The 25,431-nt window shown below is 54.2% G+C and carries 32 protein-coding genes and 8 pseudogenes; 8 read left to right on the top strand and 32 right to left on the bottom strand.

The genetic code is table 11. The features are described 5' to 3' along the window. From V3224_RS19970 to V3224_RS19945, 6 genes are read right to left on the bottom strand one after another with little or no spacing between them, the layout of a single operon-like run. Positions 1-1,506, bottom strand: coding sequence for a phage tail sheath subtilisin-like domain-containing protein (locus tag V3224_RS19970; RefSeq protein WP_334467917.1), 1,506 nt, complete (start codon positions 1,504-1,506; stop codon positions 1-3). Continuing rightward, positions 1,503-1,721, bottom strand: a complete 219-nt coding sequence (locus V3224_RS19965) for a DUF2635 domain-containing protein (RefSeq protein ID WP_334468087.1) — start codon at positions 1,719-1,721, stop codon at positions 1,503-1,505. The genes V3224_RS19970 and V3224_RS19965 overlap by 4 nt, the downstream gene beginning before the upstream one ends. Before the next feature lie 46 nt (positions 1,722-1,767). Further along, positions 1,768-2,310 (bottom strand): phage protein Gp37, encoded by a 543-nt coding sequence (locus V3224_RS19960; RefSeq protein ID WP_334467915.1) that lies wholly within the window; start codon positions 2,308-2,310, stop codon positions 1,768-1,770. After that, positions 2,310-2,726, bottom strand: coding sequence for a gp436 family protein (locus tag V3224_RS19955; protein WP_334467914.1), 417 nt, complete (start codon positions 2,724-2,726; stop codon positions 2,310-2,312). The genes V3224_RS19960 and V3224_RS19955 overlap by 1 nt, the downstream gene beginning before the upstream one ends. Positions 2,727-2,773: 47 nt before the next feature. Continuing rightward, positions 2,774-3,721 (bottom strand): Mu-like prophage major head subunit gpT family protein, encoded by a 948-nt coding sequence (locus V3224_RS19950; protein WP_334467912.1) that lies wholly within the window; start codon positions 3,719-3,721, stop codon positions 2,774-2,776. Continuing rightward, positions 3,721-4,869: a phage protease gene (locus V3224_RS19945; RefSeq protein ID WP_334467911.1), complete on the bottom strand. Its 1,149-nt coding sequence runs from the start codon at positions 4,867-4,869 to the stop codon at positions 3,721-3,723. The genes V3224_RS19950 and V3224_RS19945 overlap by 1 nt, the downstream gene beginning before the upstream one ends. Between V3224_RS19945 and V3224_RS19940 the strand changes: the two genes are divergently transcribed. After that, positions 4,868-5,002, top strand: a complete 135-nt coding sequence (locus V3224_RS19940; protein WP_334467910.1) for a hypothetical protein — start codon at positions 4,868-4,870, stop codon at positions 5,000-5,002. The two genes, V3224_RS19945 and V3224_RS19940, sit on opposite strands and share 2 nt — an antisense overlap. Positions 5,003-5,106: 104 nt before the next feature. Here the strand turns inward: V3224_RS19940 and V3224_RS19935 are convergent, their stop codons facing one another. Beyond that, the gene (locus tag V3224_RS19935) at positions 5,107-5,583 is read right to left on the bottom strand and encodes a phage virion morphogenesis protein (RefSeq protein WP_334467908.1); all 477 of its coding nucleotides are present in this window, start codon (positions 5,581-5,583) and stop codon (positions 5,107-5,109) included. Between the two features lie 41 nt (positions 5,584-5,624). Here V3224_RS19935 and V3224_RS19930 point away from each other — a divergent pair. Next, a pseudogene (locus tag V3224_RS19930) lies at positions 5,625-5,709 on the top strand. Here V3224_RS19930 and V3224_RS19925 read toward each other — a convergent pair. Continuing rightward, positions 5,709-7,040 (bottom strand): phage minor head protein, encoded by a 1,332-nt coding sequence (locus tag V3224_RS19925; protein ID WP_334472375.1) that lies wholly within the window; start codon positions 7,038-7,040, stop codon positions 5,709-5,711. The pseudogene V3224_RS19930 and the gene V3224_RS19925 sit on opposite strands and share 1 nt — an antisense overlap. After that, positions 7,024-8,397, bottom strand: a complete 1,374-nt coding sequence (locus tag V3224_RS19920) for a DUF935 domain-containing protein (RefSeq protein WP_442889632.1) — start codon at positions 8,395-8,397, stop codon at positions 7,024-7,026. Before V3224_RS19920 ends, V3224_RS19925 begins: the two co-directional genes overlap by 17 nt. On the opposite strand from V3224_RS19920, the gene V3224_RS30210 reads away from it, so the two are divergent. Continuing rightward, entirely contained in the window at positions 8,396-8,545 is a 150-nt protein-coding gene (locus V3224_RS30210) for a hypothetical protein (RefSeq protein ID WP_442889630.1), read from the top strand. The two genes, V3224_RS19920 and V3224_RS30210, sit on opposite strands and share 2 nt — an antisense overlap. A gap of 19 nt (positions 8,546-8,564) precedes the next feature. Here the strand turns inward: V3224_RS30210 and V3224_RS19915 are convergent, their stop codons facing one another. The 18 genes and pseudogenes from V3224_RS19915 to V3224_RS19840 all read right to left on the bottom strand — a co-directional run bounded on the left by V3224_RS19915 (position 8,565) and on the right by V3224_RS19840 (position 19,115). Beyond that, entirely contained in the window at positions 8,565-10,232 is a 1,668-nt protein-coding gene (locus V3224_RS19915) for a hypothetical protein (RefSeq protein ID WP_334471357.1), read from the bottom strand. A gap of 39 nt (positions 10,233-10,271) precedes the next feature. Further along, on the bottom strand, positions 10,272-10,856 hold the full coding sequence (locus V3224_RS19910; protein WP_334467901.1) for a DUF3486 family protein: 585 nt from the start codon (positions 10,854-10,856) through the stop codon (positions 10,272-10,274). Between the two features lie 10 nt (positions 10,857-10,866). Continuing rightward, positions 10,867-11,157, bottom strand: a complete 291-nt coding sequence (locus V3224_RS19905) for a VpaChn25_0724 family phage protein (protein WP_010618208.1) — start codon at positions 11,155-11,157, stop codon at positions 10,867-10,869. Further along, positions 11,154-11,462 carry a DUF2730 family protein gene (locus tag V3224_RS19900; protein WP_334467899.1) on the bottom strand — a complete coding sequence of 103 codons (309 nt, stop codon included), beginning with the start codon at positions 11,460-11,462 and terminating at the stop codon, positions 11,154-11,156. The genes V3224_RS19905 and V3224_RS19900 overlap by 4 nt, the downstream gene beginning before the upstream one ends. Further along, entirely contained in the window at positions 11,452-11,622 is a 171-nt protein-coding gene (locus tag V3224_RS30205; RefSeq protein ID WP_442889627.1) for a TraR/DksA family transcriptional regulator, read from the bottom strand. Before V3224_RS30205 ends, V3224_RS19900 begins: the two co-directional genes overlap by 11 nt. A 3-nt stretch (positions 11,623-11,625) precedes the next feature. Next, positions 11,626-11,823 carry an Rz1-like lysis system protein LysC gene (gene lysC / locus V3224_RS30200; RefSeq protein WP_442889673.1) on the bottom strand — a complete coding sequence of 66 codons (198 nt, stop codon included), beginning with the start codon at positions 11,821-11,823 and terminating at the stop codon, positions 11,626-11,628. Then, positions 11,795-12,163 (bottom strand): hypothetical protein, encoded by a 369-nt coding sequence (locus V3224_RS19895; RefSeq protein WP_334471359.1) that lies wholly within the window; start codon positions 12,161-12,163, stop codon positions 11,795-11,797. Before V3224_RS19895 ends, lysC begins: the two co-directional genes overlap by 29 nt. After that, entirely contained in the window at positions 12,160-12,666 is a 507-nt protein-coding gene (locus V3224_RS19890) for a lysozyme (RefSeq protein ID WP_334467897.1), read from the bottom strand. The genes V3224_RS19895 and V3224_RS19890 overlap by 4 nt, the downstream gene beginning before the upstream one ends. Positions 12,667-12,791: 125 nt before the next feature. Next, entirely contained in the window at positions 12,792-13,220 is a 429-nt protein-coding gene (locus V3224_RS19885; RefSeq protein ID WP_334467895.1) for a Mor transcription activator family protein, read from the bottom strand. A 112-nt stretch (positions 13,221-13,332) separates the two neighbouring features. Then, positions 13,333-13,851 (bottom strand): gp16 family protein, encoded by a 519-nt coding sequence (locus V3224_RS19880; RefSeq protein WP_334467893.1) that lies wholly within the window; start codon positions 13,849-13,851, stop codon positions 13,333-13,335. After that, a complete protein-coding gene (locus V3224_RS19875; protein WP_334472374.1) occupies positions 13,848-14,156 on the bottom strand; it encodes a hypothetical protein in 309 nt (102 codons plus the stop codon). Before V3224_RS19875 ends, V3224_RS19880 begins: the two co-directional genes overlap by 4 nt. 76 nt (positions 14,157-14,232) lie before the next feature. Continuing rightward, on the bottom strand, positions 14,233-14,865 hold the full coding sequence (locus tag V3224_RS19870) for a DUF3164 family protein (protein WP_334469879.1): 633 nt from the start codon (positions 14,863-14,865) through the stop codon (positions 14,233-14,235). Between the two features lie 43 nt (positions 14,866-14,908). Then, the gene (locus V3224_RS19865) at positions 14,909-15,148 is read right to left on the bottom strand and encodes a hypothetical protein (RefSeq protein WP_334469530.1); all 240 of its coding nucleotides are present in this window, start codon (positions 15,146-15,148) and stop codon (positions 14,909-14,911) included. Then, complete coding sequence (locus V3224_RS19860; RefSeq protein WP_334472373.1) at positions 15,132-15,551, bottom strand: hypothetical protein; 420 nt, start codon at positions 15,549-15,551, stop codon at positions 15,132-15,134. The genes V3224_RS19865 and V3224_RS19860 overlap by 17 nt, the downstream gene beginning before the upstream one ends. Continuing rightward, the gene (locus V3224_RS19855; protein WP_334472372.1) at positions 15,541-15,753 is read right to left on the bottom strand and encodes a hypothetical protein; all 213 of its coding nucleotides are present in this window, start codon (positions 15,751-15,753) and stop codon (positions 15,541-15,543) included. Before V3224_RS19855 ends, V3224_RS19860 begins: the two co-directional genes overlap by 11 nt. Before the next feature lie 2 nt (positions 15,754-15,755). Next, positions 15,756-16,697: an AAA family ATPase gene (locus V3224_RS19850; protein ID WP_334472760.1), complete on the bottom strand. Its 942-nt coding sequence runs from the start codon at positions 16,695-16,697 to the stop codon at positions 15,756-15,758. Positions 16,698-16,770: 73 nt separating this feature from the next. After that, positions 16,771-18,861 (bottom strand): annotated as a pseudogene (locus V3224_RS19845) (Mu transposase C-terminal domain-containing protein). Positions 18,862-18,863: 2 nt separating this feature from the next. Further along, positions 18,864-19,115, bottom strand: coding sequence for a helix-turn-helix domain-containing protein (locus V3224_RS19840; protein WP_334469877.1), 252 nt, complete (start codon positions 19,113-19,115; stop codon positions 18,864-18,866). Positions 19,116-19,260: 145 nt separating this feature from the next. Here V3224_RS19840 and V3224_RS19835 point away from each other — a divergent pair, with 145 nt between their 5' ends. Further along, positions 19,261-19,884 (top strand): helix-turn-helix domain-containing protein, encoded by a 624-nt coding sequence (locus V3224_RS19835; RefSeq protein ID WP_334469875.1) that lies wholly within the window; start codon positions 19,261-19,263, stop codon positions 19,882-19,884. A 121-nt stretch (positions 19,885-20,005) separates the two neighbouring features. Here V3224_RS19835 and V3224_RS19830 read toward each other — a convergent pair whose 3' ends face one another. Together V3224_RS19830 and istA are read right to left on the bottom strand one after the other, a co-directional pair. After that, positions 20,006-20,239: a hypothetical protein gene (locus V3224_RS19830; RefSeq protein WP_334472371.1), complete on the bottom strand. Its 234-nt coding sequence runs from the start codon at positions 20,237-20,239 to the stop codon at positions 20,006-20,008. Beyond that, positions 20,236-21,258: an IS21 family transposase gene (gene istA / locus V3224_RS19825; protein WP_334472370.1), complete on the bottom strand. Its 1,023-nt coding sequence runs from the start codon at positions 21,256-21,258 to the stop codon at positions 20,236-20,238. Before istA ends, V3224_RS19830 begins: the two co-directional genes overlap by 4 nt. A 34-nt stretch (positions 21,259-21,292) precedes the next feature. On the opposite strand from istA, the gene V3224_RS19820 reads away from it, so the two are divergent. The 3 genes and pseudogenes from V3224_RS19820 to V3224_RS19810 form a co-directional block, all read left to right on the top strand. After that, positions 21,293-21,628, top strand: coding sequence for a formate/nitrite transporter family protein (locus V3224_RS19820; protein ID WP_442890755.1), 336 nt, complete (start codon positions 21,293-21,295; stop codon positions 21,626-21,628). A 173-nt stretch (positions 21,629-21,801) separates the two neighbouring features. After that, positions 21,802-22,209 (top strand): annotated as a pseudogene (locus V3224_RS19815) (formate/nitrite transporter family protein); the annotation flags it as partial. 58 nt (positions 22,210-22,267) lie between these two features. Then, a pseudogene (locus tag V3224_RS19810) lies at positions 22,268-22,852 on the top strand (pyruvate formate lyase family protein); the annotation flags it as partial. An 18-nt stretch (positions 22,853-22,870) separates the two neighbouring features. Here V3224_RS19810 and V3224_RS30195 read toward each other — a convergent pair. The 3 pseudogenes from V3224_RS30195 to V3224_RS19800 all read right to left on the bottom strand — a co-directional run. Next, a pseudogene (locus tag V3224_RS30195) lies at positions 22,871-23,065 on the bottom strand (IS701 family transposase); the annotation flags it as partial. 225 nt (positions 23,066-23,290) lie between these two features. Further along, positions 23,291-23,626: pseudogene (locus tag V3224_RS19805) on the bottom strand (transposase); the annotation flags it as partial. Between the two features lie 102 nt (positions 23,627-23,728). Continuing rightward, positions 23,729-24,186, bottom strand: a pseudogene (locus V3224_RS19800) (hypothetical protein); the annotation flags it as partial. Positions 24,187-24,260: 74 nt separating this feature from the next. On the opposite strand from V3224_RS19800, the pseudogene V3224_RS19795 reads away from it, so the two are divergent. Continuing rightward, positions 24,261-25,368, top strand: a pseudogene (locus tag V3224_RS19795) (pyruvate formate lyase family protein); the annotation flags it as partial. Positions 25,369-25,431 lie beyond the last annotated feature (63 nt).

Raw genomic sequence — 25,431 nt, 5'->3', positions numbered from 1 at the left:
TTACAAAATGAACTGAATTTGTTCTGCGAAAATGCGGAACTGGTTGACCACATCCGGCCTGCACAGTACGTCTACCCGGTTGCGGTCGTTTTTGTTGCGCTCGACAATCAGGCTGTCGCGGAAGCGCTCGAAGTTCTCAATCAGCCCCGCCTCCAGCCACTCTATCGCCAGCGCCAGTAACTGGGTGCGGATAATGGCCGGCGTCACCATCGCCTGCCCCGGTGCCACCGGCGTACCGTCATCGGCCAGCTTATGGCGCGGAAAGCGCTGGGTGATGCGTACCCCGGTGGAATAGCGCAGATAAGACAGCGTCGCCACGGTATTCACATCGAGGTAAGACGGATCCGGATCGCCATAGGCGTTGGTACGATAGGTGGTTATCTGCCGCTCAATCTGCACCCCATCGTCGGCCCCCACGGTCACGGTAGCGATGCCGTCATACAGCAGCTGGTTACGCTCATTGGGGCGCAGCCGGTCAGACAATGCCGGCGCCAGCCGTCGCGGCAGGCGCAGGCTTTGCAGCGGGCGCGCCGGATCAAGACTTAAATGTTTTGCGCCAATGGCGCACAGGGTGGCCGCCCACAGATAGCCCGGCTCGGGGGCGCGCTGAATGCCGCTACAGGTCAGCAGAAAATCATTGCGCGTCTTACCGAACTGGGTGATTTCCCCCAGACTGCCGGTATGGGCCGCCCAGGCGATGCCGTCAGACATTTTGGTCGGTCCCCAGCGATCGCGCAGCGCTTCACTCAATAATTTCAGATTAGCCGCATCGAGCCAGGGCATGACAATATGGTGATACTGGGTATCCCCCAGCGCGGCAATACTGTTGGCCAAATCAGGGTTCGTCGCCCGTGCAGCGGGCGCGGCAAGTGTCACTGCCAGCCCGGGCGGCGTTATCTCGCCATCGTAATAATTCAGGCGGATATCCTGCGCCGAATAGTCGGAAATAAACCGTGCCGTCAGGGTCACCACCGTTTGATCGGCAGTGACATTTTCACCCCCCGGCGCGGCAGACACCGCGGTCACCGGCAGCGACGGCAGGGTATTAATCGCTGTCGCCAACGCATCACCGACCGTCTTACCCTGCTGGCCTTTCTCCACCGTCACGCGCACCCGCACACCGCCGAGATAGACATTCAGTACCCCGGCCTGTTGTGCTGTGCCCGATAAGGTCAGGCTGCCGGCATCGGCCTTGCCCGCCCCGTTACCCTGCGCCATCACGGTTAACACCGCATCCGGGTTATCGGTTAAAAATTCCCTCACCATCGCCGCCAGCATCGATCCCTGGCCCCAGAGTGTCGCGGCATGATCGGCGCGGGTGATGCGGACCGGCGTGTCTACTGCGCCGCTGCCGTCGACCTTGCCGTCCTTGATGGCGGCCTGACCCAACATCAGCACCTGGGTCAGCGTGGTCGGGGTACCGGTGACGGCCTGCGAATTATCAATCTCAATATGCGTCAGCGGTAGGCGAACCCCGGCGCTGATTTCATTAAAGCTTATGGTCATGAAGGCGACTCCTGTTTACTCAAGGCGGCAGGGGCTGACGTTTGCCGGGTGGCCGCCGGTTTGGATGGGGGCGGGATTTCCAGCACATCCTTGAAACGCAGCAGGCGTGTTAGCCAGAAAGCATTGCGCGGCACCCAGGCCCCCGTATCCGGTAACATCCGCAGGGAATTCGGTTCACGCACCGCACGCTCCGGGGCCGGCACCACAAAAATCATCGGTAAGTCATGCGGGTTAGGGAAGCGCATCAAAGCGTTATCGGTGTCATTCATGGTCGTTGTTCTCTCCGCGCAGGGTGATAGGGGCGGCGAACGGCGGGCTGCCGTCCGTCTGGGTAAAGGTTTGATAATGGCGCAGGTACGCATCCACACCGTCATCCTGAAGCAAAGGCGGCACCGGCTCCTCGCAGGTGAAATAAGTGCCATACAGCACCACGCCATGTTGCCCCTGTTGCTCGGTGTACAGGTTGCGCCCTTCTTCAAAACGCATCGGTCCGGCATGACCGGGACGAAAACCCGACAAGCCCGCTATCAGCCGCGCCACTATCTGGTAGAGGCCGGGGCGGTCTCCCTCGGCACCATTGATAACCTCGGCCACCACGTAAAAAACAAAACGGCTGTCAATCACCCCTTTCACTTGACCCGCCTGCGCTCCCAGCCACACCAGATATACCGAGGGCGGTGTAAGTAGCACATCACGCAGCCCCGCCTCGCTCCAGTCGCCGGGATGGGTGGCGATATCACGCAACGTGTTGCCAAATACCTCATGTAGTCGCGCCAGCAAGGCGTTTTCGGTGGAGACAATCATCAGATAAACCCCTTCTGCCTGCGCCCGAACACCGACGCCTCGGCCTGCATCTGCGGCAGGTCGGCACTGTCGGGAGCCTGGTTATCGTTATCCACCCCGAGCGGCAGTTCACCCTTTTTCACCGCCTCCAGCCAGCGCAGCGCATCCTGGTAACGCTGGCGGGTTTGCTCAGTGGCCCGCTCGTCATTCAGGTAGTAAAACGCCAGGGTGCAGGCATGCTGTTTCAGCACCGACGGCACCACCGAGAGCGGCAGCGCGTAACGGGCCGCGATAAAGCTGTCCATCAGGGCGCTGGCATCGCTGAGCGCCTGGTCCACTTTCTGCCGGGCTGCCGCCTCATCGCCGCGCCCGTCGACCAGTTTTTCTATCAACGGGGCGCTATAGCGGGCGCGTAAATCCTGCTCACTGGCATACATCCACTGACTCTCCGTTAATGACCGTTAAAACCCGGTTTAAAGGGCGTTTAGAGCGCATCCGCCACCAACAGTGTCAGCTTGCCTTTCATTTCGTTAGAGACCGTGGTGCTGCCCTCGGCCAGTAATTCCCGCTCCAGTAACTGGGTGGCGGTTTTTTCCAGCTCCACCGGCACCACCAGATGGGTCGGGCGAATACCCAGCTTGCGACCGCCATCGGCACTAAAGCCGCGCATGGCGCTCCAGCCTTTCCAGAGGTTATCCAGCGTCAGTGACGCCTGCATGCGGTAAGCCATCTGCCAGAAGCCGTAGCCCACATTGCGCCGGGCGGAGGCACCAAAGACAAATTCGTTATCGGTAAACGCGCGCCCCTCATCGACCTTGGTCAGGGCGAGTAACTCCGGCGGGCGGCGGTTCTGGAAAATCAGCGGTTTAAGCGCCCGTGAGCAGTCCAGCAGATACCATACCGCCCCCTCGTAGTCTTTTTCTGTTGCCCCGGTGCCGGTTTTTTCAATCAACTGGTTGGCGACCTTTTTGGCGGTGCCGGTGCCGTCGACCTTGGGATAGACCGGATGCTCGCTATCAAAAAAAGGTTTACCGTCGTAGCAGTCGGTTTTATTGCCGTCGCGCAAGGCGGTAAACACCAGTTCGTCCGGTTGTGCGGCGGCAGCGCGCCCCATTTCCTGAAACAGCGGGGTATACACGCCCAGATTGTCATCCTCGAAATCATCGCGGGTAATGGCCACCGTACCTTCATAGGTCTTGTTGTTGATGGTGTAACCATAGACTTTCATCTGCTGGATACTGCGTGCACCGACCCACTCACGGAACGCGGGAAACTGCCCCAGCCAGCCGTAGGTATTGGATTTTGACGTCGAGGGCACGCTGGTCGCCACCTGCTGATAGTGAGACGGGGCCATCGCCAGCCCGTTCTGAAACTCTTTGCGAAAGCCGGTCATCAGGGCAGTGATTTGCGACGGGGTAATGGGGGTTGGCATTATAGTGCGTCCTCGGTCTTGATTTTCTGGAACGCCGCCGGGGTCATCCCCAGCACGCGCGCGGCCTGTAACTCTTCCGCCGACAGGGCGACGGTGGCGGTTTTTTCACGGTTTTCGGGCGGCAGCGTCAGGGTTTCGGTCTGCACCCGGGTCAGGGCGGCTATCGGCTGGCGCGTCGCTAGCTGCGCCGACAGCGCCGTCACACCCATCTGGTCGCCGAGTGTTTCCAGGTAGGGGCGCTCGGATTTCAATATCCGCCCGTCCTGCTCGGCCTGGTCCAGCGTCTGCGCCAGGGTGGTTTTTCCCAGGTCGGCGGACAGTGACACCACCTGCTCACGCACCGCGTTATAGGTCTCGACCGGGACATAGCGGCGTAAATCCACGGCCGCCGTCGGTGCCTGGGTTTTCAGGGCGTTCAGGTCAGCGGACAGGGCCGCCATAGTGGTTTCCAGCGCGGTAGCCTTGTCCGCCTGGCTTTTTAGCGTGGTCACGGCAGACAGGGCGGCGGTGGCGACCTCATCGGTCAGCTCGCCGCCCTCCGGCACCGTCAGGCCCAGCGCGGCCAGCAGCGCTGTTAACGATGGATTCATTGCAGGCTCCTTAGGGGAGGAAGGGGGAACAGTTAACGCCTGGTAGATATCTTCGGCGCTCAGAGCGGCCACCGGGCGCAGGCCCGTCAGACCCGGATCGCCGGTAATGGCTAACATTCTTAGCTCCAGGGGTTCGCCGCTGCGCGCGTCATAGCCCATCACCGGCGAAAAATAGGGAAATTCATTGTTTTTTAGGCGCTCAAGCGCCGGCGGGTTCCACTCCGGCTTGACCCAGACCCCGGTGTTGTCGTCCCAGCGAAAACGTGCCGGGGTAGCCGGAACAAAGCCGGCTGCCGGGGCCGCTTCCTGTTTAAACAGCGTCTGGTGGTTATAATCGATTTTGACAGGCTGATTGAGTGCCACCACCCGCGCCACCATGCGGTTAAACGCGGCTTCGTTAATCAGCCAGCCTTCGGCGGGCGTCTCGGGGCGACCGTCACGCGCCCGGACATGGCCGGCGGGCATCACCTGACACCAGCCGTCATGATCAAAGGGCGAGAGCGTCGCGGCGTTGAGCACCGCATAGGCTATCTTGGGAACAGGGGGTTTTGTCGTCATGCCGGCAGTGTGGCAGCCTGAGTGCGGACGGTGGGATTACGCTACATTAACAATCAAAGAGGGGGCCAGTTTTACGTTGGCAGGGGGGCAGATTTCAATGGGCACTGACAACGGCGGGCGATCGCCTGAATAACCCCGTTCAAAACCCCTTCAAAAACGCCGTAGCGCGTTCAAAAGATTTTTTTGATGCAAGGTATACCTTCTCCGTCATCATCGCGTGGTGGGGCGCACTGGCGTTTATGGGTGCAGGGCGTTGGACAGGCGTTGCGCCAGGGCGTCAAGGATATCCCGCTCGCCGGTCGGATCCAGTCCCATAAACGGACGGGCCGGGATGGCTGCCGGCCCCGGACGCATCCCCGGTTTGCCGCCCCACTGATGGATGGCCGCCTGCGGCGCATTGGCCCCGATACGCGCCCAGCTATCCCCCCAGTCGATGCTCACCGAGCGCGCCATATCGCCCTCACGGGTTAACACCTTGATCGGGCTATAGCCGTGCCGCTCACGCCAGCGGCGATACGGATCGCTCAAGGGTGCCCAAGCTGCCCCGGTATCCGGCGCGCGTTCGCGTTCAAACGCCTGCTCAGTGGCCGAAAGGAGGCTGGCGGCAACGATACGGGTGATCGCCTTGCCGTCTTCGCCAACGCGTTGCAGTTCAGCAAACAGGGTTTGCAGGCGCTGGCGATCAATCACTGCGGTTAATTCAGTCTGTGACATCTTGCCCTCCGTATGGGGGTCGGTTAAAATACAGCCAATAGACCGGTGTACGCTTAATGGTAAAGTCGATGTCAGTCCCAGCAATGGGGCATAACATGTATGCAGGTTCGATCCCTGCCACCGGTTTAGTCTAACGTTCCTGCCAGCAGTTCTAGCTTGCCACCGGCCAAATCAGATTTCACTTTATTGAGGTTGAGAATGCGATAAGCATTGATCACCACATCCAGGGTATCCGGGTGTTTCTTAACGCCATAAGACGCATTAACCACAATACGTGCCAGCCCCGCTTTTCCTGGCACAAGAAAAAGCAGGTTTTGGTGAGCCTTATCCCAGAGTACAGCTTGAGGCTTTGCCAACAAGCCAGGAAGTGCGGCCACATCCTCGGGCAACAATGCCACCCCGGTTTTAGGGTGCTTGTCACTGTCGGCATGCAACAGGTTTTTTTCGCTCATTGCCAGCAGACGGGCCGGTGCTTGCCCCGTGCGTGCCTGTACCGCACGGGCAATGGCTTCCGGCAAAAAGCCCAGCGTGTGAATGCCGTTGCCGGCACGCCGGCTTTGCATAATGCGCGTGGCCCACAGCGAAAAACTCAACTGACGCACCGGGCTGTTGTTCAGATCCTGCACCACGGCTTCACGCAGCGCCGCGTCTTTGACCTCAAGGAGTTTGCGGATCATGGTCTGGTCAACACCGAACGCCGCCGCGCCGGGGTGATAGGACCAACCCACATCCGGCGTCATTTTTACCTTGCCATCATCAAAGGTGGTCACGGGGCTGGTGACGATTTCCCCACTACGCTTATCGACACCCGCCGCTGCCTCATGCGTGTGTAGCTGACCGGCCTCTTCCGTAACGTGCAGGCCCAACGCATCGAGTCGGCGTTTTGACAAGGCGCGTACCCGGCAGCGGCAGTTAAACCCGTTGGGCGGGTAATGACTTTGCCAGAAGGGGTGATCGTAACGAAAAACCTTGCCATGCAGGGCGGCATGTGAGGGCCGGGTGCGGCTATTCCCGACGGCGACATACTGCCAGTAGGGATAAAGGTCTGCGGTGGCCATCATCTGTGCATAGCGCCCGGCATTATAGGCGACGCGGGTATTGACGTTATATATCGTCGCCAGGCGTCGGGCGCTCCCCAGTTGCACGGCGTCGGCATTGCCCTGGCTGTCCACCATGACCTGTTTCCCCCACCATCCGAGCGTTTGCAGCCGGGGCGTCAGCGTGTCGATAAAATCCTGCCGGGATATTCCCTGTGATTTTGCTCTATCCACCTCGTCACGGATCGCACTCAGGACGTCCAGCCGCGCCGCCTTGGCGACGGTAAATATCCGGGCATGAACGTCCGCCTGTTGCTCAAACCAGTTCCAGGTGATGTGATACCCCTTGGCGCGGAAGTAGGCGATGGCCTCTTTTGGCGGCAGGCGGGCGACGACGCCCAAATCAATCGGTTGTGGCATCGAGACGCCCCCAGACTTCCAGTGCAAAGGTGGCGCGGGTCAGCAGTTCAATCAGCGCGCGGTCGTCCATCTCGGGGTAAAGAATCGCCGCCTGCTCCAGCGCCGCCTCTGGCCCCTGCTCACGGATAGCGGCTATCACCGGTGCCAGTAGCGGGTCGGCACTGGCGTTCAATCCCGGGGCGTCAAGTGCTGTCTGCACCGCGTCCAGCGCGTCGCTTATCGGCGCTGCCGGTGTGAGGGTCGCGGATAGCGCCGTTTGCGCCACTGCCGGTGGTGACGAGACGGTAAACACCGCCTCATTGCCATCCGGCACTGGAATGCGCAGCTTATCGTAGATCCAGGAAACCGGTATCGCCATGCCGGTCGCCAGTTTGGGAATAGCCTCGGCAAAGCTGGCCATATCCTCACATTCCAGCGTATCAAACACCAGGCGGGGGAGTCGCCGCGGGTCAAGCGGGACCGGGCTGTTCAGTGCCAGCAGCGGATAAATGAGATCACGGTTAAAGGTCCGTGACAGCTGGCGTAAATCGGCGTTGCGGATCTCCTTGCGCACCGCATTGTGCACCTCGCCCAGCGAGCGCGCGCCTTTATCGCCCGCCTCTGAGGTCAGTGTCCCGCCGAGGATCGCTTTAGATATCGCGCGCTCTCCCCAGGCAATCATCGCCATAAACGGGTCAGACTGACCGTTAGCGGCGGCCTCAAACTCCAGGCTCATGCCGGCGGGAATAATCCCCCCGGCCCGGCGGCCAATATCCATCACCGCCCGCATCAGGGCGCTTTTCTGCTCGGCACTCGCGCCGCTGGGGTATTTCCCCACCCGCAACGGCAGTCCGTAAATCTCCAGAAACTCGGCGAAATCCCGCACGCTGTAATTCTTGAAGATAAACGGCCAAATCAGCGTGCGCACCAGCCCCTGGGTGCCGGGGTAGCCGGTTTTGGCCTTGGCCTCATGGCAAATCCAGCCAAACGGCTGTAACACCTGTCCGGCATAGCTGCCATCGCGCAGCCGCAGCTCGCGGTAGTCGTCGGGATTGACGCAGAACAACGCCGGATCGCGCCAGTGGACAGCGCGCGGGAAAAATTCGCCGCCGCGCCGGGGACCCCAGATAATTTCCTGCATCGCATAGCCTTTGAGAAGGGCGTCGGTGGCGTCAAACAGCGCATTGTCAAACCAGGGCGCATCGGTGAGCCGCGCTTCCAGCGCCACTGCCTGGGCTTTCTCCTGGGCGTTGGGGTTATCCGGCGGCTGAATACGCCATTCCACACTGTGCAGCGCCAGGCGGCGCTTGCTGAGTTCAGAAAACAGATGGGTATCTTTTTCTTCCAGATCGGCGGCCAAATCCACCAGAGCGGTCATGTCACCGTGCTCTGCCGCCCGCAAACAGCGTGCGGCACGGTTAGGGGTGATACCGGACGCCGGATGTTCTGGCGCACGGCTGGCCACCTGGGGAATATCGGTCTTTGCCGTCTGGCTGTCCGGTGAAAACACCCGCGGCTGTCCCTGAATATCTACAAGCCTTTTCATTACCAGCATCCTCGCTCATCAGCGTTATCATCGTCATCGCCGACCTCATCGGCATACTCCATCGCCCGGATACGGGCTGGCAATGCCTGACAGGCCGCCTCATCCAGCACAAAACCGTCCAGCGCGGCGGCGCGGTTGGCCATACAGAGCGCCACCGCATAGTCGCCGTGACGGCGCGCGCCCTGAACGCCTGACGGCGTATCCTTGCTGCGGCCCTTGTCAATTTGCGGTATCCCGTTCACTACCTTGATATGCAGCAAATCATCCAGCGTGGACTGATGGCGGGCCAGGGTCAGGTTTTGCGCTTCCAGCTCACCTTTCAGTTTGGGCATCCATTCGGCATACCATTTTGCCGAGAGCGTGACGCAATCCACCATGTCCGGGCCGAAATGCAGCCGGGCGGCTTCGGCCAGATAGCCGCCGTTGCCGGTGGCGTCAAAGGCGGCCCCCACCAGACGCGGCAGCCGGGTCAGGATGGTGAGCATTATCTGCTTTTGCTGGTCATAGGTGACGTTGCGCAGCTCGACGCGCAGCGCCTCGCGCTTGCTTAAATCCGGGGCGATGGCCAGTACCACAAACACCGACAGATCGCCCTTGCGAGCAAAGTCCTCGCCGAAACAGTAACGACAGTCCGGCGCAAGGGTCGTCAGCACCGCCTCGAGGTGCGCCTGACACCAGGCCTCCACTTCAGCTTCACGCTGCGCGGCGCTCCACAGTTCAAATACCGCCGGGGCCTCAAAGCGCAGCAGGGGGACACGGCCTGTCGGGGCCATCGCCGCCTCAATCAGCGGGCGGGCAAGATAGGCACCGCCCGACTTGCGCGGCACACAGCCGTATTCCTCCTCGGCACATTCGCGATTGGGGGCATTTTTATACAGGTTATCGCGCCACGATTTTTCGGCGTCAGGCGACCACACCTGCCCGGTGACCGTGCAGATACGGCGATACAGTCCCTCGCCAATCGCCTCATCGAGCGTGATGCGGTGCAGGCTGTAATCCTTGCGCCCTTCGCGGGCGTCCTGAATGTAGGCATTAAACGGGTTATCGACCCCGTTATGGGTGGAAATCAACCGCACCCGCGCGCCCCACATGTTGAGCGCCAGCGCCGCCTTGAGCAGCTCTTCAAGGGATTCATGGAACGCCGCCTCGTCAATCACCACGTCGCCCTGCAAGCCACGGAGGTTGGACGGGCGAGCGCTTAACGCCTGAATTTTAAAGCCGCTGTGCGGAAAGCGGATCATGTACTGGAGAATTTCCTCGTGTTTCTCGCTGTCCCAGAAAGTGGACTCGTAAACATCGGCCTGGGCCAGCTGGTTAAAGGCGCGGGCAAACAGCGCGCAGGCGGCAATATATTCCAGCGCCATCTCCTTCTTGCTGCCGACGTAAAACACGTTGCGTCCGCCATCGCGCCGCGACTTGCTGGCGGTGATGACGTTGCGCCCGGCCTCGGCCCAGGTCAGGCCGGTACGGCGGGATTTTTCGGCAATGCACACCGGGCTGTCGTCGAGGAACCAGCGTTGTTGATAAGGCAAAAACACCGGTTCATTTTCGGGTAACGCCAGTGATTCGGGCACATCGACGCCGCAGGCGCGGGTGGCCTCGCGCAGGTCAATTTTGCGCGGGTCGGTCAATCGGTGCATCGGGGCCGGTTGTTCAGCGGTTCGCATTGTCTGTTTCCATTAAAAATCAAACCGTTAAAAAATGCATTAGGCCTTACCCAGCAAAATGTCGCGGATTTTGCTTTCCATCTGGTGACTCATGCCCTCTTGTCCACGGAGCGCTTCACTGACGGCATTCGCCGCTTCCTCAGCATAAGCCTGGCGGATTTGTGCCTCGCGCTTGTGGCTCATCTCTGCCGTGCGCTCCAGGCGCTGGGCGGCCAGCATGGCTTCTTTGAGAAAATCAATATCAATCTCGTCGTTATCCTGGCTGGCAATCTGGTGCTTGCGGATGCCCTTGAACAGCAGGGAGCGCGCCATCTCCATAATCAGCCGCGAGGTTTCGCCGGTGGGTTTTTCGCCCAGTTCAGCGGTCAGGGCGCGGGTCTGCTCACGCAGCTCGCGTAAATCCCGCGCCACGCGCTCGTTTTGCGTTGCCAGCCGGTTCACCCCTGAGCGGGACAGTTGTTGCTCGACCGGGAGGCCTGCGGCATCAATCAGGCGGTTAATCTCGTCCACAATCTGTAACTGGGTAATGCGTTTTTCTCGCAGCAGGGCAAACAGGCGTTGACGAATATCCGCCGGTAATAAATCCACCTTACTGGCGCGCCCGCGCGTGAGGTTTTCTTCCATCGCGACCTCCCTAGCGCCGACGTGGCTTCTTCACGCCCGGCACGGTTGCGCGACCCTCGGCGACCTCCTGCCCGCGCCCGCTCAGATGGGCCACTAGATAACCCCCGGGCAAGGTATCAAGCCGCAACAGGTCCTGCTCCGCCAGCCAGGCCAGTAACACGCGCACCCGGTCGCGCGACACCTTATGACCGTAGGCGTCGAGGCAGTCCTGCAACACCGATTCATTTAATTCGCCGTGATACTCATTCAGTGAACGCACTATCACCAGGCGTTGGTCTTGCGTCAAAATATCGTCAATCATCCGTCACTCCGGTAAAGGGCTTTTTCCACCAGTAACTCTAGCTGATGCGTCACCGCCTGCAAGCTGGCGCGGGTTTCTTTCAAATCGCCGCGCAGCTCGGTGATTTCCACTTTCAGGGCATGCACTGTCTGTGCCGACGGCGCATTACCCAGCTGGGTTTCTACCGTCAGCAGACGGGCGTTAAGGCGCTCGACCTGCTCGCGTCCGGCAAAGGAGCGGCGCATCAGCCACATAAACAGCGCCCCTGCGGTGCTGGCAGCAGAGAGCGCCGGGGCAATAGAGTCTTTAAGCACGTTAACCCACACGCCGCCGCTCCCGTCGTGCCTGGCAGGCCACACAGCAGCGCGCCTGGGGCATCACGGCCAGCCTTGCCGGGTCTATCGGAACCCGGCACGCGGCGCAATAACGCGCGGGCGGGGTTCGGGTCCGTCCGTTGTCCGGTATTGAGGGGGTTATCGTTTCCATCGTTTACTCATCATGGGGTTGCTCTTGTCGGTAATGCTCGGCCTGGCGCAAGGCGGCCTTGTCGGCATTACACTGTTTAATCACGGCCAGCAGTTGCAGGGAATAGTCCACGCTGGCCCCAAAGGTCAACGGCTCCGGTGGTAGCGGAGCCGGACAGGCCGCCAGTAAGCCTTCAGGGAGCGGTACCGGCGGCAACGTCACCACTTTCACGGGCGGCGCGGCGCACCCGGTCAGCCACAGGGCCAGGCACAGGCTCACGGGCACAATTGACCCACGATAACCGCTGGCGCACCTGTTGGCGGTCCTTTTCGCTTTCTCCGCGCAGGTGTTGTTTTTCATGCGTGACGGTCTGCTCCAAGGTATGAAATACCTGCTGTATTTGGCGTTGCTCTGCCAGTGCCTGCCAGGCTTCGTCCCGCTCCTGGCGCAAGTCGTGCAGCGCGGTTTCCCGCAGGCGTTCACGTTGCCAGAGCCAGCCGGCAGTAGCGAGTAATAACGCCAGCAGGCACAGCGTCAGCCCCGTTTTAAGTAACGTGTTCACAGCGTCGCCTCGGGGTCAGGCAGTCCATGCCGACACAGCCATTCATCGGCGGCGCGGCGATTGACCAGACCGTTCAGCGTGACGCCCTTCACCTTAACCCAGCGACGAAACTCATCGCAGGCCGCCGGGATATCGCCGGCATTCAGGCGCTTTAGCAGGGTCGAGCGCGCAAAGGCCCCCGACCCGACATTGTGAATAAACGCCGCGAGCGCCACGCGCTGCCCGTCTGACAGCGGTACGGTGACCTGCTGGTCAATCACAGCGAAAGCCTGGCGCATATCCGCCGCCAGCAGGGCCTCACATTGCGCCGGCGTTTGGGTCGTCTCGGGGGTGATATCGCTACCGGTATGGCCGTAGCACACCGTCAGCACCCCGCCGCTGTCGGCATAGGGCTGGAGGGCGTGACCTTCCCAGAACGCGGTATAGCAGGCGGCAATAGTCAACAGACCGGCACCGGAGACGGCGAGGAGTTTTTTACGTAACGGGTCGGGCAACGGCGGCATAGCGATACCTTGATACAGGGATTCCTGGTCACAGGGTAAGCGTTGCGTGATAAGGCGGGGGATTACGCTCCGTTAACAATCCGTCCCCTGGGGGCCAGTCGATTGTTCGGATACGTTAGCAGGGGTTAGTCGGCAAACAGGGCGGGTTGGGTACGCTTGACATAGCGCTGGCGCTGGGTGGCAATCACTTTATAAATCTGTATCTGGCCGAGCCGGTATGCCTTGCGTAGCGTTTCAATCGGTGTGCCCTGCTGCCAGCGGTGGAAAATTTCATCGTCGCGTAACGCCGTAAGCAGACTGTCGCCTTTGGGCAAATAATAGTTACGCCCACCCGCATACGCGGCCAGGGCCGCCGCCATTTTACGCGCCAGAGGGCGAGATTGGGGGGCGGTAAATCCCTGGCGTTGCAGTTCATTATCCATCACATCCACCAACGCGGCGAGTAATTGTGGCCACTGAGGCTGTAAGGTTTCCTCATCCACCGTGTCTATTCGGTCAATTAACGCATGCAGCTGGGTATCATCGGCGAGTAAATCTGCTTGTTGTATCTTCATCGTCTACCTCATCAGGTGAGTTGAGTAATAATGTTATTATACAATATATTATCCCATAACCCTAAAGCGAGACGCCCCTTCTGCCCACGGTGAAGATACCCCGTTACCGACGTTATGACGATACACGGGTCTCGGCCTCATAACGCTGACAAACGCGCGGATAACTTTCAGCCGGCGTACCCGGGGGGAGTGTCGCCAGCATGCAGCGCCGATGCCAGCGCTTAAGACTTTCAAGCACCTTGACGGCCAGGGCGTTATCCTGATTGAGCCAGGCCAGCTGTGCCACCCCCAGGCCACCGTTCTCCCTTGCCGTGGTACGCCTTATCCAGGCATTCAGTGCTGCCTCATCGCCGGACTGCACAAACCCCTGGCGGTGCATGGTCTGCCAGATGGCAAGGATTTTAGCGACCGGTGACGCGGGTTTAACGCCGCGTAAAACCGGCTTTGAACGCACGGTAAAGCCTTTTTGCTGAAAGGCATGTAACACCCTGACCAGCTCGGGTACCGTCATTTCCCGGCAACTGGTTTTATCGGCGCACACCTTCATCAGCGCCGCGCGGTAGGTCGCTTCATCCAGCTGCAACTCCCGACGGGCCACATGGATAAGTTTGATTAAGGTAGCCCGGTTCATGCCTTATCTCCCGTGTTTATCGTCGCCGGTGGTTGGGTCAATAGGCGTTGCGACAAGGCGTCCAGCTTGCGCACTTTTTCATCGTCAATCATCGCCGCCAGACCGTTCAGGCGAAGCTGGGCGAGCATGATTTCCATGTCCGCCACGGTTTGACAGACTTGTCGCATATTCTGACCCTGCGAAAGAAAACGGCACAGCGCGCCGGCCAGTGCCCCGCAGCGCTCAATGGTTTTTAACATCTGTCGGTCATGCCCCCAACGCGCCAGGGCGGCGTCATAAATTAAATTTTCATTCACTACCATCAATATGTCCTCGGCTGAATTCGGCGCGCCCGGTGCCCCGACGTGCGCGCCGGATGTAAAGCCATCGATTAAAAAGGCATTACAGTTTGGAGATATCGAGCGACAGTTGTTTATAGGCTTTGTCCACTTCCCGCTGATAAAAACGCAGATAGGTACTGCTGCCGCTGACCTTAATCGAATCGCTGACCGCGCGCATCGCCTCTTGCCATTCTTCATCGTCAATATCTAAATCCCGTAGCGCTAGCACTTCATTAATATCAATCTGTCCCTGTTTATTGACCTTAAAGGAACGCTTCACGATGGCGATTAATTTCGCATCCGCGCCATCTGACCATTTGGTAATGCAGGCCTCGATTTTTTCTTTCGCCGCCTGGATACGTTCATCAAAAATACGGTGTTCGCCCACCGCCCGAACGAGACGATACTGCCCGTCAAAGCTGGTCAGGGTGACATTGCCTTTAGCGGCCCCGTAATTGACGCCATATTCGGCGGCGGATAAATCGACAAAATCCCGAATACGTTGCAGGGCGCGCAATTTAAATTCGGCCAGTTGATGCCGGAGCTGCCGCGCCTCGGTAAACAGGCTGTCAATCAATTCATCGCGTAGCAGGTCAATCGGCTTGATATGACTGACCGGCACCATATGCCCTAACGCATTAATGCGATAGCCGTCAGGGGGTGTTAGGGGAGATTTTTCAGGGTGATAATGCATATTTTGTTTTTCCTCGCTAAAAGAGTGGATAACGGCGGCGCATTTAGTCCTGCGCGTCCCAATAGACCAGACAGCCTGATAACGGTTTAGCGTAGACCTGACGCCGCTGGCCCTGGTAATACAAGGTAATGGCCGTCACCGCATCGGACGCCGTCGGCTGACCCGCCGGCGGGATAATTTTTATAAACGGGCGCTGCCGATAACGCCGGGCGGACAGAATGTCGCTGCCGACCGCGCGTAACTGATAACGCACGCTATTCATGGCATCAAACATGTTCATCATGATGACCTTTCCTTTTCAGCCTTTTCATTGATAACCGAGCCTCACACAGTAGCGTGCTCAGTAAAACCGGCCCCGATTCGGACGGCACTGACCGCCCGGACAGCAATGCCCGTAAGGTGCGCCAGGCGGCGTACCACGCCTGACGCCGACTTGGGCCAGAGAGATAACAGCCCAGTTGCAGCGCTTCCCAGCTATCTACATCAAATCCCTGCCACCGGTAATACTGTTGCTGGGCCGGGGGCAAGGTCGCCGCCGCCATCTCATACCGGTCCAGCCAGAGGTACGGCGTTGCCCCGCGTGACAGGGTAATATTGGGCCGGATAGTCCCATCAACGTTATAGCGTGCGTAGCGGGCCATACGCCGCAGGGCGCGGACTTCATGGCGTACAGGGTTATTCATCATTGGCTCTCCTGAGTAAACGGTTCATGTCATGACATAACTGCATCATCACCTCTTGCGCATCCGGCAACACATAGAGCGCAGCGCCCCGATTGCCAAATGACACTAACAGGCTGTGTGACGATTCCAGCGAGACGGACACCACCCGCCGGGTATTGAGCAGCACCTGGCGTCCGGCGCTGTCGGTAAAGAGTACGCCGCCCATGCTCACCCCCTGGCCGGCAGCAGGTCGGTATCGGTATACACCTCCCTGAAGGCCGCCTTGATGTATTTTTCGCCCAGCTGGGCCTGCGCATCACCGCTGGCCATCAGCCACGCCTGGCGCAGGGTGTGCGATAATACCCGCAAGGCACCGGCTTTCTGGGCAATGGCCTGTACCAGCGTCAGCTCACTCTCGCCGGTAATGCCCCAGGCGGCAGCAATCGCGGCCACATCGGCTTTTTTGGCCTTTAACAGCCGTTTAGAGCGGGCGATACGGCTGTACAACCGGGCCAGGTCATCCGCCCCCTGGGTTGAGCGGGCGGATTTCGACAGGCCGCGCGGGTTACCAATCAGCACCATCCCGACCCCGGTCGCATCCTGAATGGCGCGCAGCTGTTCCAGGCCGTCAATGCCTAGGTGGTCAGCCTCATCGACAATCACCAGCCCGTGAGTGCCGGTCAGCCGCCGCCGAATTGCACGTGCCAGCGTCCCCTTGTTTCTGGGCTGATCGCTAAGACCCAGCGCTTCCGCCAGCTCCAGCAGACACTCGGTAATGCTGGCGTGGGCCGGAGACAGGGTCACCATCCAGGTATTGGCATGCTGGCAGTACTGACGGGCGGCAAAGGTTTTACCCACCCCCGGCACCCCGACAATCACATTCATGCACTGTGCCAGCCGGACAAACTGGAACACCGCCCATATCTCCTTGACCGTGGCCGTCTCCACAAACTGCGGCGGCGCGGGCAAGGTCTTTTTTTGCTGATAATCCGTCAGCCAGCGGGTTAACAGTTCACCGACCCGCTGGTTATTGCCGTTATAACTGCCGTTGATAAAGCTGGATATCACTGCGCTCGACTGGCCGGTTTCGCGGGCAATCTGCGCCTGTGTGACCTGGCCTGAATCAATCAGTTGATGCAGCGTCTTGATAAGATCATCATTTTGAGTCATCATCTTGCCTCCTTGAAAGAAAGTGTTTTTGTGTTTTAATAAGCCATTCGGTTGGCCGACCAAATGGCTTCTTTTACAACAATGGGTCAATCTGCTGGGCTTCCAGTAATGCCAAACCCCGCTGTAGTGCCGCTTCCGTATCAAGGTCGCTCTGTTCTTCAACCTCAGCTTTTAATGCGGTATTCCCCAATTGCCGATAAACATTGACCGGTAACTCGAGGTCATTCACTTTCTCACCCGGCAACGTCAGGGTGTTTTCTGCCTCAGCAAGCGCCACTTTCTCCTCACCCCGCTTACGCATCCCTTTGATACGTTGCTGCCGGTTGTGGTATTCCGCCGTTACCGGGAAGGCCAGCTGTTTATTGCCGTCCCACAAGGCTTCACACAGGTAAGTACCGTCCATACGGCGCACGATAACCTTGCTGGCATCGTGAATGTCGTAACTCACCAGCACCTTGCGGTCGTGCTCATCGGCCAGTTTGGCGGCATAATAAATATTGTTAAGGAAACGGATTTCACAGCGCCTGACCGTGCGCTCGGTCTGTGGCATAAACAGGTCACGCAGTTCAAACTGTGTCAGCCATTCCAGCTCGGTGGCTTCGTTTTCCAGCTTTCAGCGGCGAAACTCGGCCGGACTGTAATGCTGGCCATCGGGGCGTTTGGGTAATTCACTGTGCGGACGGGCGTTGTACCACTCGACCCCGGCCTTGATTTCATCAATCAGCATCTCCCAGGAGGGCAGCTTGCGTAGCGTGCTCTGCTGGGCGACGGTCAGTGCATGGCCCTTTGCCTGGGCATTTAAGGCGGATTTAAGCGCCTTGCCAGTCTTGCGCACGGTTTCCCGATCAGCGCCGGTACCGTAATAAGTGGCAAAGCGGCGGGCAATGTACATGGGCAAGGTACGGTTAAGGCGTTCAATAATGCCGCGCCCCTGGGGATTGCCGGCGATACCGGTCGGGTGGTCAATCTCGAGCCGCCGCAGAATACCGGTCACGTCTGCATCCAGGGTGAGATTGGTTTCCCCACTGCCGTTATCTGAGTAGTAGAGAAACGGCTTGCCGTGAGTGGCAATGCCATAACGTAGGGCATCGGTGACGGCAATCACGTTTTCAGAGAGCGAGAGGCTCCAGCCGGTGATATAGCGGCAGCTGCCATCGAGAATAAAGGTCACTTCCGGCGAAAAAGGTTGACCGTGGTCGGGATGGGCGACTTTCATCTTCATGCCGTGACCGTCTCCAATCCAGACGTAGTTAACCGGTAAACTGCTCCAGTCGCGGCGGACAAACCCTTCCAGCTGGCGATATTCGCTGCCGGTTTTGCGCCCGCGCTGTTTGACGATTTCGGGGAGTTTATCCATCGCATACAGCACCGCATCATAGGACGGCTGCGCGGCCAACATCAGCGGCTCATCGGCATAGCGTTGTTGCCACTCGGCGCAAAAATCTACATAGGCCTCTTTCATGCTGCACCCGTTTGGCTTGCGATAGTGCGCCAGATAGTCATGTAACCAGGCGATTTGCTCCGGCTTAACGACTTCACGCTTACCCGGTGCCAGCACTATCAGACGTTCGGCGGGGGTAGTGGCCTTTCTGTAGTCGGCCAGCCAGCGCTTGAGGGTGATTTCGCTGAGCTGACGGCTTTTACCTTTCTTGGCATTGGCTACCTGTGCCGCCTGGGCGATATTCTCGGGCAACTGGCCAGTTTTCGCCTGCTGGACAATAAAGCGGATGGCCTGCGCACAGCTATAACGGGGCTGTTGGCCTATGGTGAGGATATGCTGCACCAATAACATGCGTGCATCGGCAATCTGGCGCTGCTTGTCCGTCAGATCGGCCAGTTTATTGCCAACCAATGCCGGGCAACGCCGGTAAACGTCCAGCTTGCCAAGCTTCTCCGGATCGGTGCTGACCTTTGATACAGTGGGTTGTTTGGCTGCATCATCCACCGGTGCAGCAATCATCAGTTGTTGAAGATGACGCTCACGGATCGCGCACTGGGCTTCAATGGGCAGACAATCAATGTGGTATTCGTAAGCCTTGGTGCCGGGACGTTTACGTACCAAATCGGGCGTATTTTTCGTTAAACGCGCCAATATCTCTCTAATGCCTTTAGTAGTTTTAGGGAGACCCATTACGCCAATAAGTTCTTTAGCAACAACAAACATAATTATGATGCCTTACGTATGTAACTTTTAATCTTGTAACGGCTGGGCCAAATAGCTTCCGGCTCGATCCCCAGCGCTTCGGCAATAATCTTCTGATAGGTTTTACAGGGCGTCCGTAAAACCGTTTTGAGTGAATCCTTGCTGTAACCGGCCTGCAAGGACAGTAAGCGAAACGACAACCCTCGCTTATGGATCTCCGCTTTAATGATCTCAGGGTGCCAATCAGCACATATGTCTTCTTTTTTAGTCGTCATTCGTCTATCCTAAAAAGTTATCCGTATGGGTAATCAGATGGTTATCTCTACGGATAGAATGATAAGAACAAAAAGAATTAAAATCAAGTGTTTTTGTTAGTTCTTTTGGTTATTATCTTTTAATATCAATATATTAGGTGTGATTATGTCTAGTTTTAAAAAAGAACCGACCCGTTCTTTTTGCTCCAAAGGAAAAGAAACTGTCATCGATCGAATTTTTCAGTTAGTAGATCGTTATCCGTCACGCTCTCAAGCAGCAAGAGCTTGGGGCATGAACATTAGTACCCTACAAAATTATTATAAGCGTAAGGATATAGAGCCTACGCCACGCAAGGCTCATCTGCTTAAAATTGCAGAAAAAGAACAAGTATCTTTAGATTGGTTACTCACAGGAGAAGGTGAAATCCCAGATTTCAAAAAGAGCATAAAGAACGAAATGAACAAAAAAGAATTGATTCTAAAACAAGGAGTTAGCAACGAATTGATTGACTTGAAAATTATGGAGTTATTATCCTTTCTATCCAAGGATGAAAAAGAAAGAATCATGGAGGTTTTAGTTAGAAAGGGAGTAGAAACGGTTCTATACCTTCTAGATCCTGCAAACCAAGCGCTTCTTGAGCTAAGAGAAGATAAAAAACGAGTCGCTTTGCGGATGGACTCCATGTCAGAAGAACAGTTCAGAGAGATTTTGTCCAAAATTGAAATCAGTACCGAAGACACCATTTCAAAAGTAGAGCACTCTAACGCTAACATCCGGGCCAGAGCCTAAGAAGCCCTGGCCCAAGTAAAACTATTTATAAATGCAACTTAAAGGACATTAAAGCTCGTTTGTATTGGTATCAAATATTTTACTTCTAGATGAAGGGTTGTTTGTTTTTTAACCGTTGGTATCAAATCCCAAAATCACCCCTAACCTCAAGAAATCCCATGAGTTCCCGCCAGATCCCGCCAATTCCCGTAAGTATCAAATAAACTACTTCTGTATATAAAACAGACTCTAGAAAGTCAGCGTGTGTACCGTTCTTGTCGACAGTTCCTTGCGCTACAGCTGGCCACTCTGTGCTTAGTCTGTCCAGTTTAAGCTGCTGGCAGAATTTTTCGATGCGTTCATACTGAAGATTCATATCGGCATCTCCAGAATCGACTGATAGACGGACAAAGGATGTTGTAGGCTCTCGATAGGAATGGGGCGAGTCTGATGTATCGGTAAAGGAAATGCTTGCATGACTTTCGGCAGCGGCAACAGTGCCAAGCGTTCTTGTAGCATGCGCTCTTCCGGCGATACACCCGTAGTGCCGTGTTTACGTACATTAGCTATTGTACTCAGCCAGTCTCCAATACGTGAGTTGGCGGCGGTAGCATCCAAAGTAAGCCCTGCCTGACGAAATAACGCGGTTAGTGGAACAATGAAACTGTTCTTAAGATAGTGATTAAAAGGTTCAACCTTACCTTTAGTCTTCGCCCTGTATGGACGGCAGACTTTCGGACTGAAAGCATATTTTTCGGCAAGCTTGATAAGCTCTGGGTTCCAGCGGTGTTTACCAGGACCATAAACATCACGCTCAATGATAATGGTCTTCGCATTATCAAATAGCAGCTGACGAGGGGTACTGCCAAAATACTGTAGGGCTGACTCAATCCCGTCGCCCCAGGCTGCTGAATTTTGACAGGTGTAAAACCTAACAAAAGTGGAGCGACTCCAGCCTAACGTGGCAACGAATGCCATCAAAGGATTCTTCCCCTGTCTGATAATCGTGAAGTCAACCTGCATCTGTTCACCGGGTTCAGTCTCAAAACGGACAACATCTTCAATAACGGTTTTTTTCATAGGATGAAGAAAAGCGGTCAGCAAGCTATAGCTGCCTGTGTAGCCTCGTTCACGGATCTCCCGTAGCAATACGCAGGCCGGTATCCAATCAGGTCTGGCCGCCTCTACGCGTTCGAAAATATATACCTTGAAGGGATCCAACTTACCGGGTCTAGGCGCTCTCGATTTATAACGCATATTCGCCGCCGCTTCAGTGCTACGAAGATATCGCCTCCCGGTTACTCTTGAGCATGAAAGCCGTCGCGCAATCGCACGTATAGACATACCCTGGCGATGTAAAACAGAAATTTCCACTCTGATCTCCAATGTTATCATCGGCAGTACCTTAAAACTGCCATATTTACTCTTAGTGGATCAGTTTTACATTGGTAGCGACACCACGGGTATTGCAACTGTTCCTTTCGGGCTGGCTAAACTTGCTGGCGGTCTATGTTTTTCGTTAGGACTGATGCTGGTGGTTGTCTGTGGGGCTGATCTTTTCACTTCTACCTTGTTAACCATTGTAGCAAAAGCAACTGGCAAAGTCTCTTGGAAACAGATGTTTGTTAATTGGTTTCATGTCTACATTGGTAATCTTGTTGGTGCGTTGTTGTTCGTTGTATTAATCTGGTTTGCCGGACAGTACATGGTGGCTAATGGCCAATGGGGACTTAATGTTTTACAAACACGAGTTTCGCACCAATAAAAAAACGCTCTATTTTTAAGTTTAATTCAGCATAATATGTAAATAGATAAAACCTTATAAATTAAATATAACTTATTGTAAATTAAGTGAATTTATGCATTTCAGTAACTTGCAGATTAATCATTACTTTTAAGCCATTTCTAGAATTTTATAGGCCTGTGCGAAACTCGTGACAAACTGCAAATCATAAACTTGATCACACTTTTCTCGAAGCACTTTGTTTAGGTATTTTAGCCAACTTGATGGTTTGCTTGGGTGTCTGGATGAGTTATTCAGGTCGTAGCTTGCTAGATAAAATTTTTGTATTAATTTTACCAATAGGCATGTTTGTTGCCAGTGGTTTTGAACATAGCATTGCCAACATGTTTATGATCCCGTTAGGCATCGTGATCAAAAATTTTGCATCACCGGATTTTTGGCTGATGACCGGAGTAAATGAAAGCCAGTTTTCTCATTTAACTGTGGCCAATTTTATTACAGAAAATCTTATACCTGTCACTATTGGTAATATCATCGGCGGCGCTTTGTTAGTCGGTATGACATATTGGTTAATATATTTACGTGATGGATGTCAACATTGATCGATCGCGTACCGGTTGTCAGCATTTTATTATTTAAAAAATTAAAGGTAAAAATATGATATCCAAGTTAAATGAAAAATTCTCTGCTGCATGGCAAGGATTTAATCAGGGGAACTGGCCAAAAGACGTTGATGTGCGTGATTTCATCCAACACAATTATACTCCTTATGAAGGTGATGAATCATTTTTAGCCGGTGCAACCAAAGCGACTGATACCTTGTGGGAAAAAGTGATGCAAGGGATCAAGATCGAAAATCGTACTCATGCCCCTGTCGATTTTGATACTGCTATTGCTGCCACTATTACTTCCCATGATGCCGGTTATATTGAAAAAGAGTTAGAGCAGATTGTAGGTCTACAAACCGACGCACCACTTAAGCGCGCATTGATCCCCTTTGGTGGCATCAAAATGGTTGAAGGTTCATGTAAAGCCTACGATCGTGAATTGGATCCAGCGTTGAAAAAAATCTTTACCGAATACCGTAAGACCCATAATCAAGGGGTATTCGATGTTTATACGCCCGATATTATGAAATGCCGTAAATCAGGTATTTTGACTGGACTGCCAGATGCCTATGGTCGTGGCCGTATAATCGGTGACTATCGTCGGGTAGCACTTTACGGTATTGATTTTTTACGTGATCACGAGTTTCGCACAAAACTAATTTGGGTACGCTAATAAAACACGGATTTGCTCAGTAATAGCACTTTTGATTACGTCCCAATTTTGTTGATAAAGGGTTATTTTTTCAGATATACGACGTTTATGTTGTTCAAACCACGCAGAAATAGCGAGAAAAATATGATTTCTTTGCGCTCGGCTCGTGCGAGCCTGACAGCGTTCAATACCACATAGATTTGAGGTATTGACGGGTGGGATTCTCTTTGTTTCACGAGTTTCGCACCAATAAAAAAACGCTCTATTTTTAAGTTTAATTCAGCATAATATATAAATAGACAAAACCTTATAAATTAAAAATAACTTATTGTAATTTAAGTAAATTTATACGTCTTAGCAAGTTACAGATTAATTATTGTTCTGAAGCCATTTCTAGAATTTTATATGCCCGTGCGAAACTCGTGTGTTTGTTACTATGTAATCAATACGGCCGTTTTTGGCTGTAAATTTGAAAACGGTTACCCAACCATATCCTCGCAAGTGTATTGACGTTCCTTCTTCTGAGATGTCTAACTTGTTCAGTTGTTTGTTATGGTTAACAATCCTATTTTTCCTCAGCGTGGTTACCCAGATCCAACCATGAGAGCGAATTGATTTCAGGTTATCCAGGCTAGAATACCAAGCATCCATCACTACCGCTTCTGGCATGATCCCTCTTTTTTTAGCAAGAGTGAGCATTTCGGAAAAGTGCGTGTTTTTTGTTTTTCCATCAGAATCTTTATCATAAATACGATAATTGACACGAGTTTCGCACCAATAAAAAAACGCTCTATTTTTAAGTTTAATTCAGCATAATATGTAAATAGATAAAACCTTATAAATTAAATATAACTTATTGTAAATTAAGTGAATTTATGCATTTCAGTAACTTGCAGATTAATCATTACTTTCAAGCCATTTCTAGAATTTTATAGGCCTGTGCGAAACTCGTGATTGATAGGAATTGATTCAACCTTCGTCAGATCATGCCAAAGCAAATTAACTAAACCTATGCCAGCAATAACATCATGTTCATTACCTGAATATTGATAATGGACCATCTCTATTTTTTTACTACGTGTTTTGGCAATCAATGTATTATCGGCAATTAGTACGCAAGGGCTTTTTTTGTCTATAGAAGGTTCAACTAATCGCCATAGGTCTTTAGGTCTAAAACATCTACTTTTTAGCCATCGGCTAACAGTGTCATGAGATAAAGGCGATGGGCTTACTTCTGATAACGCTAAACCAGAGTATCTTAAACTGCTTACTTGTAAGAATGTTTTATAGATATCTTTAATACATGGATAACCCGACAAAATATGAACACCCTGATTTTTTCTTGTTTTTAAATTTATACTTCTTTTTTGGAGATTGCGAAACTCGTGGTGATGACAAACTAGCTCAGTTCAACTCTCTGCAAAGTAAGCTAGAGCAGGGTGAAGAACTGGAAATGACCATTCAGTTACGTGAAGAGATTGCCGAGCAACACCGTGCCTTAGGTCAAATGAAAGAGATGGCGGCAAAATATGGCTATGATATTTCAGGCCCGGCAACCAATGCGAAAGAAGCGGTTCAATGGACCTATTTTGCCTATCTGGCGGCGGTTAAATCGCAAAATGGCGCCGCTATGTCTTTTGGCCGTGTTTCTACTTTCCTAGATATTTATATTGAACGCGATCTAAAAGCTGGTCTCTTAACCGAGCAACAAGCACAGGAACTTATCGACCACTTAGTCATGAAACTGCGTATGGTGCGTTTTCCTGCGTACCCCTGAATATGACGAGCTATTCTCCGGCGATCCTATTTGGGCAACCGAGTCACTGGCTGGTATGAGCGTCGATGGACGTACCTTAGTGTCGAAAAATACTTATCGTTTCCTCAATACGCTATATACGATGGGCCCTTCTCCGGAACCCAATATGACAATTCTTTGGTCAGAAAAGCTGCCACTGAATTTCAAAAAATTTGCCGCCAAAGTGTCTATTGATACTTCATCAATTCAGTATGAAAACGATGATTTGATGCGGCCAGACTTTGACAATGATGACTATGCGATTGCCTGCTGTGTCAGTCCGATGATCGTCGGTAAACAGATGCAATTTTTCGGCGCGCGCGCAAACTTAGCCAAAACATTGCTATATACCATTAATGGTGGTATCGATGAAAAATCTAAATTGCAAGTTGGGCCTAAAATGCCTGCCATTACCGATGATGTACTCAATTTTGATGTAGTAATGGACAGAATGGATCACTTCATGGATTGGCTAGCCACGCAATATGTAACTGCGTTGAATGTCATTCACTATATGCATGATAAATATAGCTACGAAGCAGCCCTGATGGCACTACATGATCGCGATGTTTATCGTACCATGGCCTGTGGTATTGCGGGTCTTTCCGTTGCCGCTGACTCATTATCAGCGATTAAATATGCCAAAGTTTCGCCTGTTCGTGATGAAGATGGTATTGCGATTGATTTTAATATTACCGGTGAATATGAGCCTGTACATAAATTTGTGTAATTGCCTGATTTTGATATGTTCAATCCAGCATCAAATGAA

Source organism: Arsenophonus sp. PmNCSU2021_1 (assembly GCF_036919435.1).
GTDB lineage: Bacteria > Pseudomonadota > Gammaproteobacteria > Enterobacterales > Enterobacteriaceae > Arsenophonus > Arsenophonus nilaparvatae.
This window is presented reverse-complemented; position numbering and strand designations above follow the sequence as displayed.

Coding starts and splice junctions, on each gene's coding strand:
- V3224_RS19970 (WP_334467917.1), bottom strand. CDS start 1,506: ATGACCATAAGCTTTAATGAAATCAGCGCCGGGGTTCGCCTACCGCTG.
- V3224_RS19965 (WP_334468087.1), bottom strand. CDS start 1,721: ATGATTTTTGTGGTGCCGGCCCCGGAGCGTGCGGTGCGTGAACCGAAT.
- V3224_RS19960 (WP_334467915.1), bottom strand. CDS start 2,310: ATGATTGTCTCCACCGAAAACGCCTTGCTGGCGCGACTACATGAGGTA.
- V3224_RS19955 (WP_334467914.1), bottom strand. CDS start 2,726: ATGTATGCCAGTGAGCAGGATTTACGCGCCCGCTATAGCGCCCCGTTG.
- V3224_RS19950 (WP_334467912.1), bottom strand. CDS start 3,721: ATGCCAACCCCCATTACCCCGTCGCAAATCACTGCCCTGATGACCGGC.
- V3224_RS19940 (WP_334467910.1), top strand. CDS start 4,868: ATGCCGGCAGTGTGGCAGCCTGAGTGCGGACGGTGGGATTACGCTACA.
- V3224_RS19945 (WP_334467911.1), bottom strand. CDS start 4,869: ATGACGACAAAACCCCCTGTTCCCAAGATAGCCTATGCGGTGCTCAAC.
- V3224_RS19935 (WP_334467908.1), bottom strand. CDS start 5,583: ATGTCACAGACTGAATTAACCGCAGTGATTGATCGCCAGCGCCTGCAA.
- V3224_RS19925 (WP_334472375.1), bottom strand. CDS start 7,040: ATGCCACAACCGATTGATTTGGGCGTCGTCGCCCGCCTGCCGCCAAAA.
- V3224_RS30210 (WP_442889630.1), top strand. CDS start 8,396: ATGTCACCGTGCTCTGCCGCCCGCAAACAGCGTGCGGCACGGTTAGGG.
- V3224_RS19920 (WP_442889632.1), bottom strand. CDS start 8,397: ATGACCGCTCTGGTGGATTTGGCCGCCGATCTGGAAGAAAAAGATACC.
- V3224_RS19915 (WP_334471357.1), bottom strand. CDS start 10,232: ATGCGAACCGCTGAACAACCGGCCCCGATGCACCGATTGACCGACCCG.
- V3224_RS19910 (WP_334467901.1), bottom strand. CDS start 10,856: ATGGAAGAAAACCTCACGCGCGGGCGCGCCAGTAAGGTGGATTTATTA.
- V3224_RS19905 (WP_010618208.1), bottom strand. CDS start 11,157: ATGATTGACGATATTTTGACGCAAGACCAACGCCTGGTGATAGTGCGT.
- V3224_RS30205 (WP_442889627.1), bottom strand. CDS start 11,622: ATGGAAACGATAACCCCCTCAATACCGGACAACGGACGGACCCGAACC.
- V3224_RS19890 (WP_334467897.1), bottom strand. CDS start 12,666: ATGCCGCCGTTGCCCGACCCGTTACGTAAAAAACTCCTCGCCGTCTCC.
- V3224_RS19885 (WP_334467895.1), bottom strand. CDS start 13,220: ATGAAGATACAACAAGCAGATTTACTCGCCGATGATACCCAGCTGCAT.
- V3224_RS19880 (WP_334467893.1), bottom strand. CDS start 13,851: ATGAACCGGGCTACCTTAATCAAACTTATCCATGTGGCCCGTCGGGAG.
- V3224_RS19870 (WP_334469879.1), bottom strand. CDS start 14,865: ATGCATTATCACCCTGAAAAATCTCCCCTAACACCCCCTGACGGCTAT.
- V3224_RS19865 (WP_334469530.1), bottom strand. CDS start 15,148: ATGATGAACATGTTTGATGCCATGAATAGCGTGCGTTATCAGTTACGC.
- V3224_RS19860 (WP_334472373.1), bottom strand. CDS start 15,551: ATGATGAATAACCCTGTACGCCATGAAGTCCGCGCCCTGCGGCGTATG.
- V3224_RS19855 (WP_334472372.1), bottom strand. CDS start 15,753: ATGGGCGGCGTACTCTTTACCGACAGCGCCGGACGCCAGGTGCTGCTC.
- V3224_RS19850 (WP_334472760.1), bottom strand. CDS start 16,697: ATGACTCAAAATGATGATCTTATCAAGACGCTGCATCAACTGATTGAT.
- V3224_RS19840 (WP_334469877.1), bottom strand. CDS start 19,115: ATGACGACTAAAAAAGAAGACATATGTGCTGATTGGCACCCTGAGATC.
- V3224_RS19835 (WP_334469875.1), top strand. CDS start 19,261: ATGTCTAGTTTTAAAAAAGAACCGACCCGTTCTTTTTGCTCCAAAGGA.
- V3224_RS19830 (WP_334472371.1), bottom strand. CDS start 20,239: ATGAATCTTCAGTATGAACGCATCGAAAAATTCTGCCAGCAGCTTAAA.
- istA (WP_334472370.1), bottom strand. CDS start 21,258: ATGATAACATTGGAGATCAGAGTGGAAATTTCTGTTTTACATCGCCAG.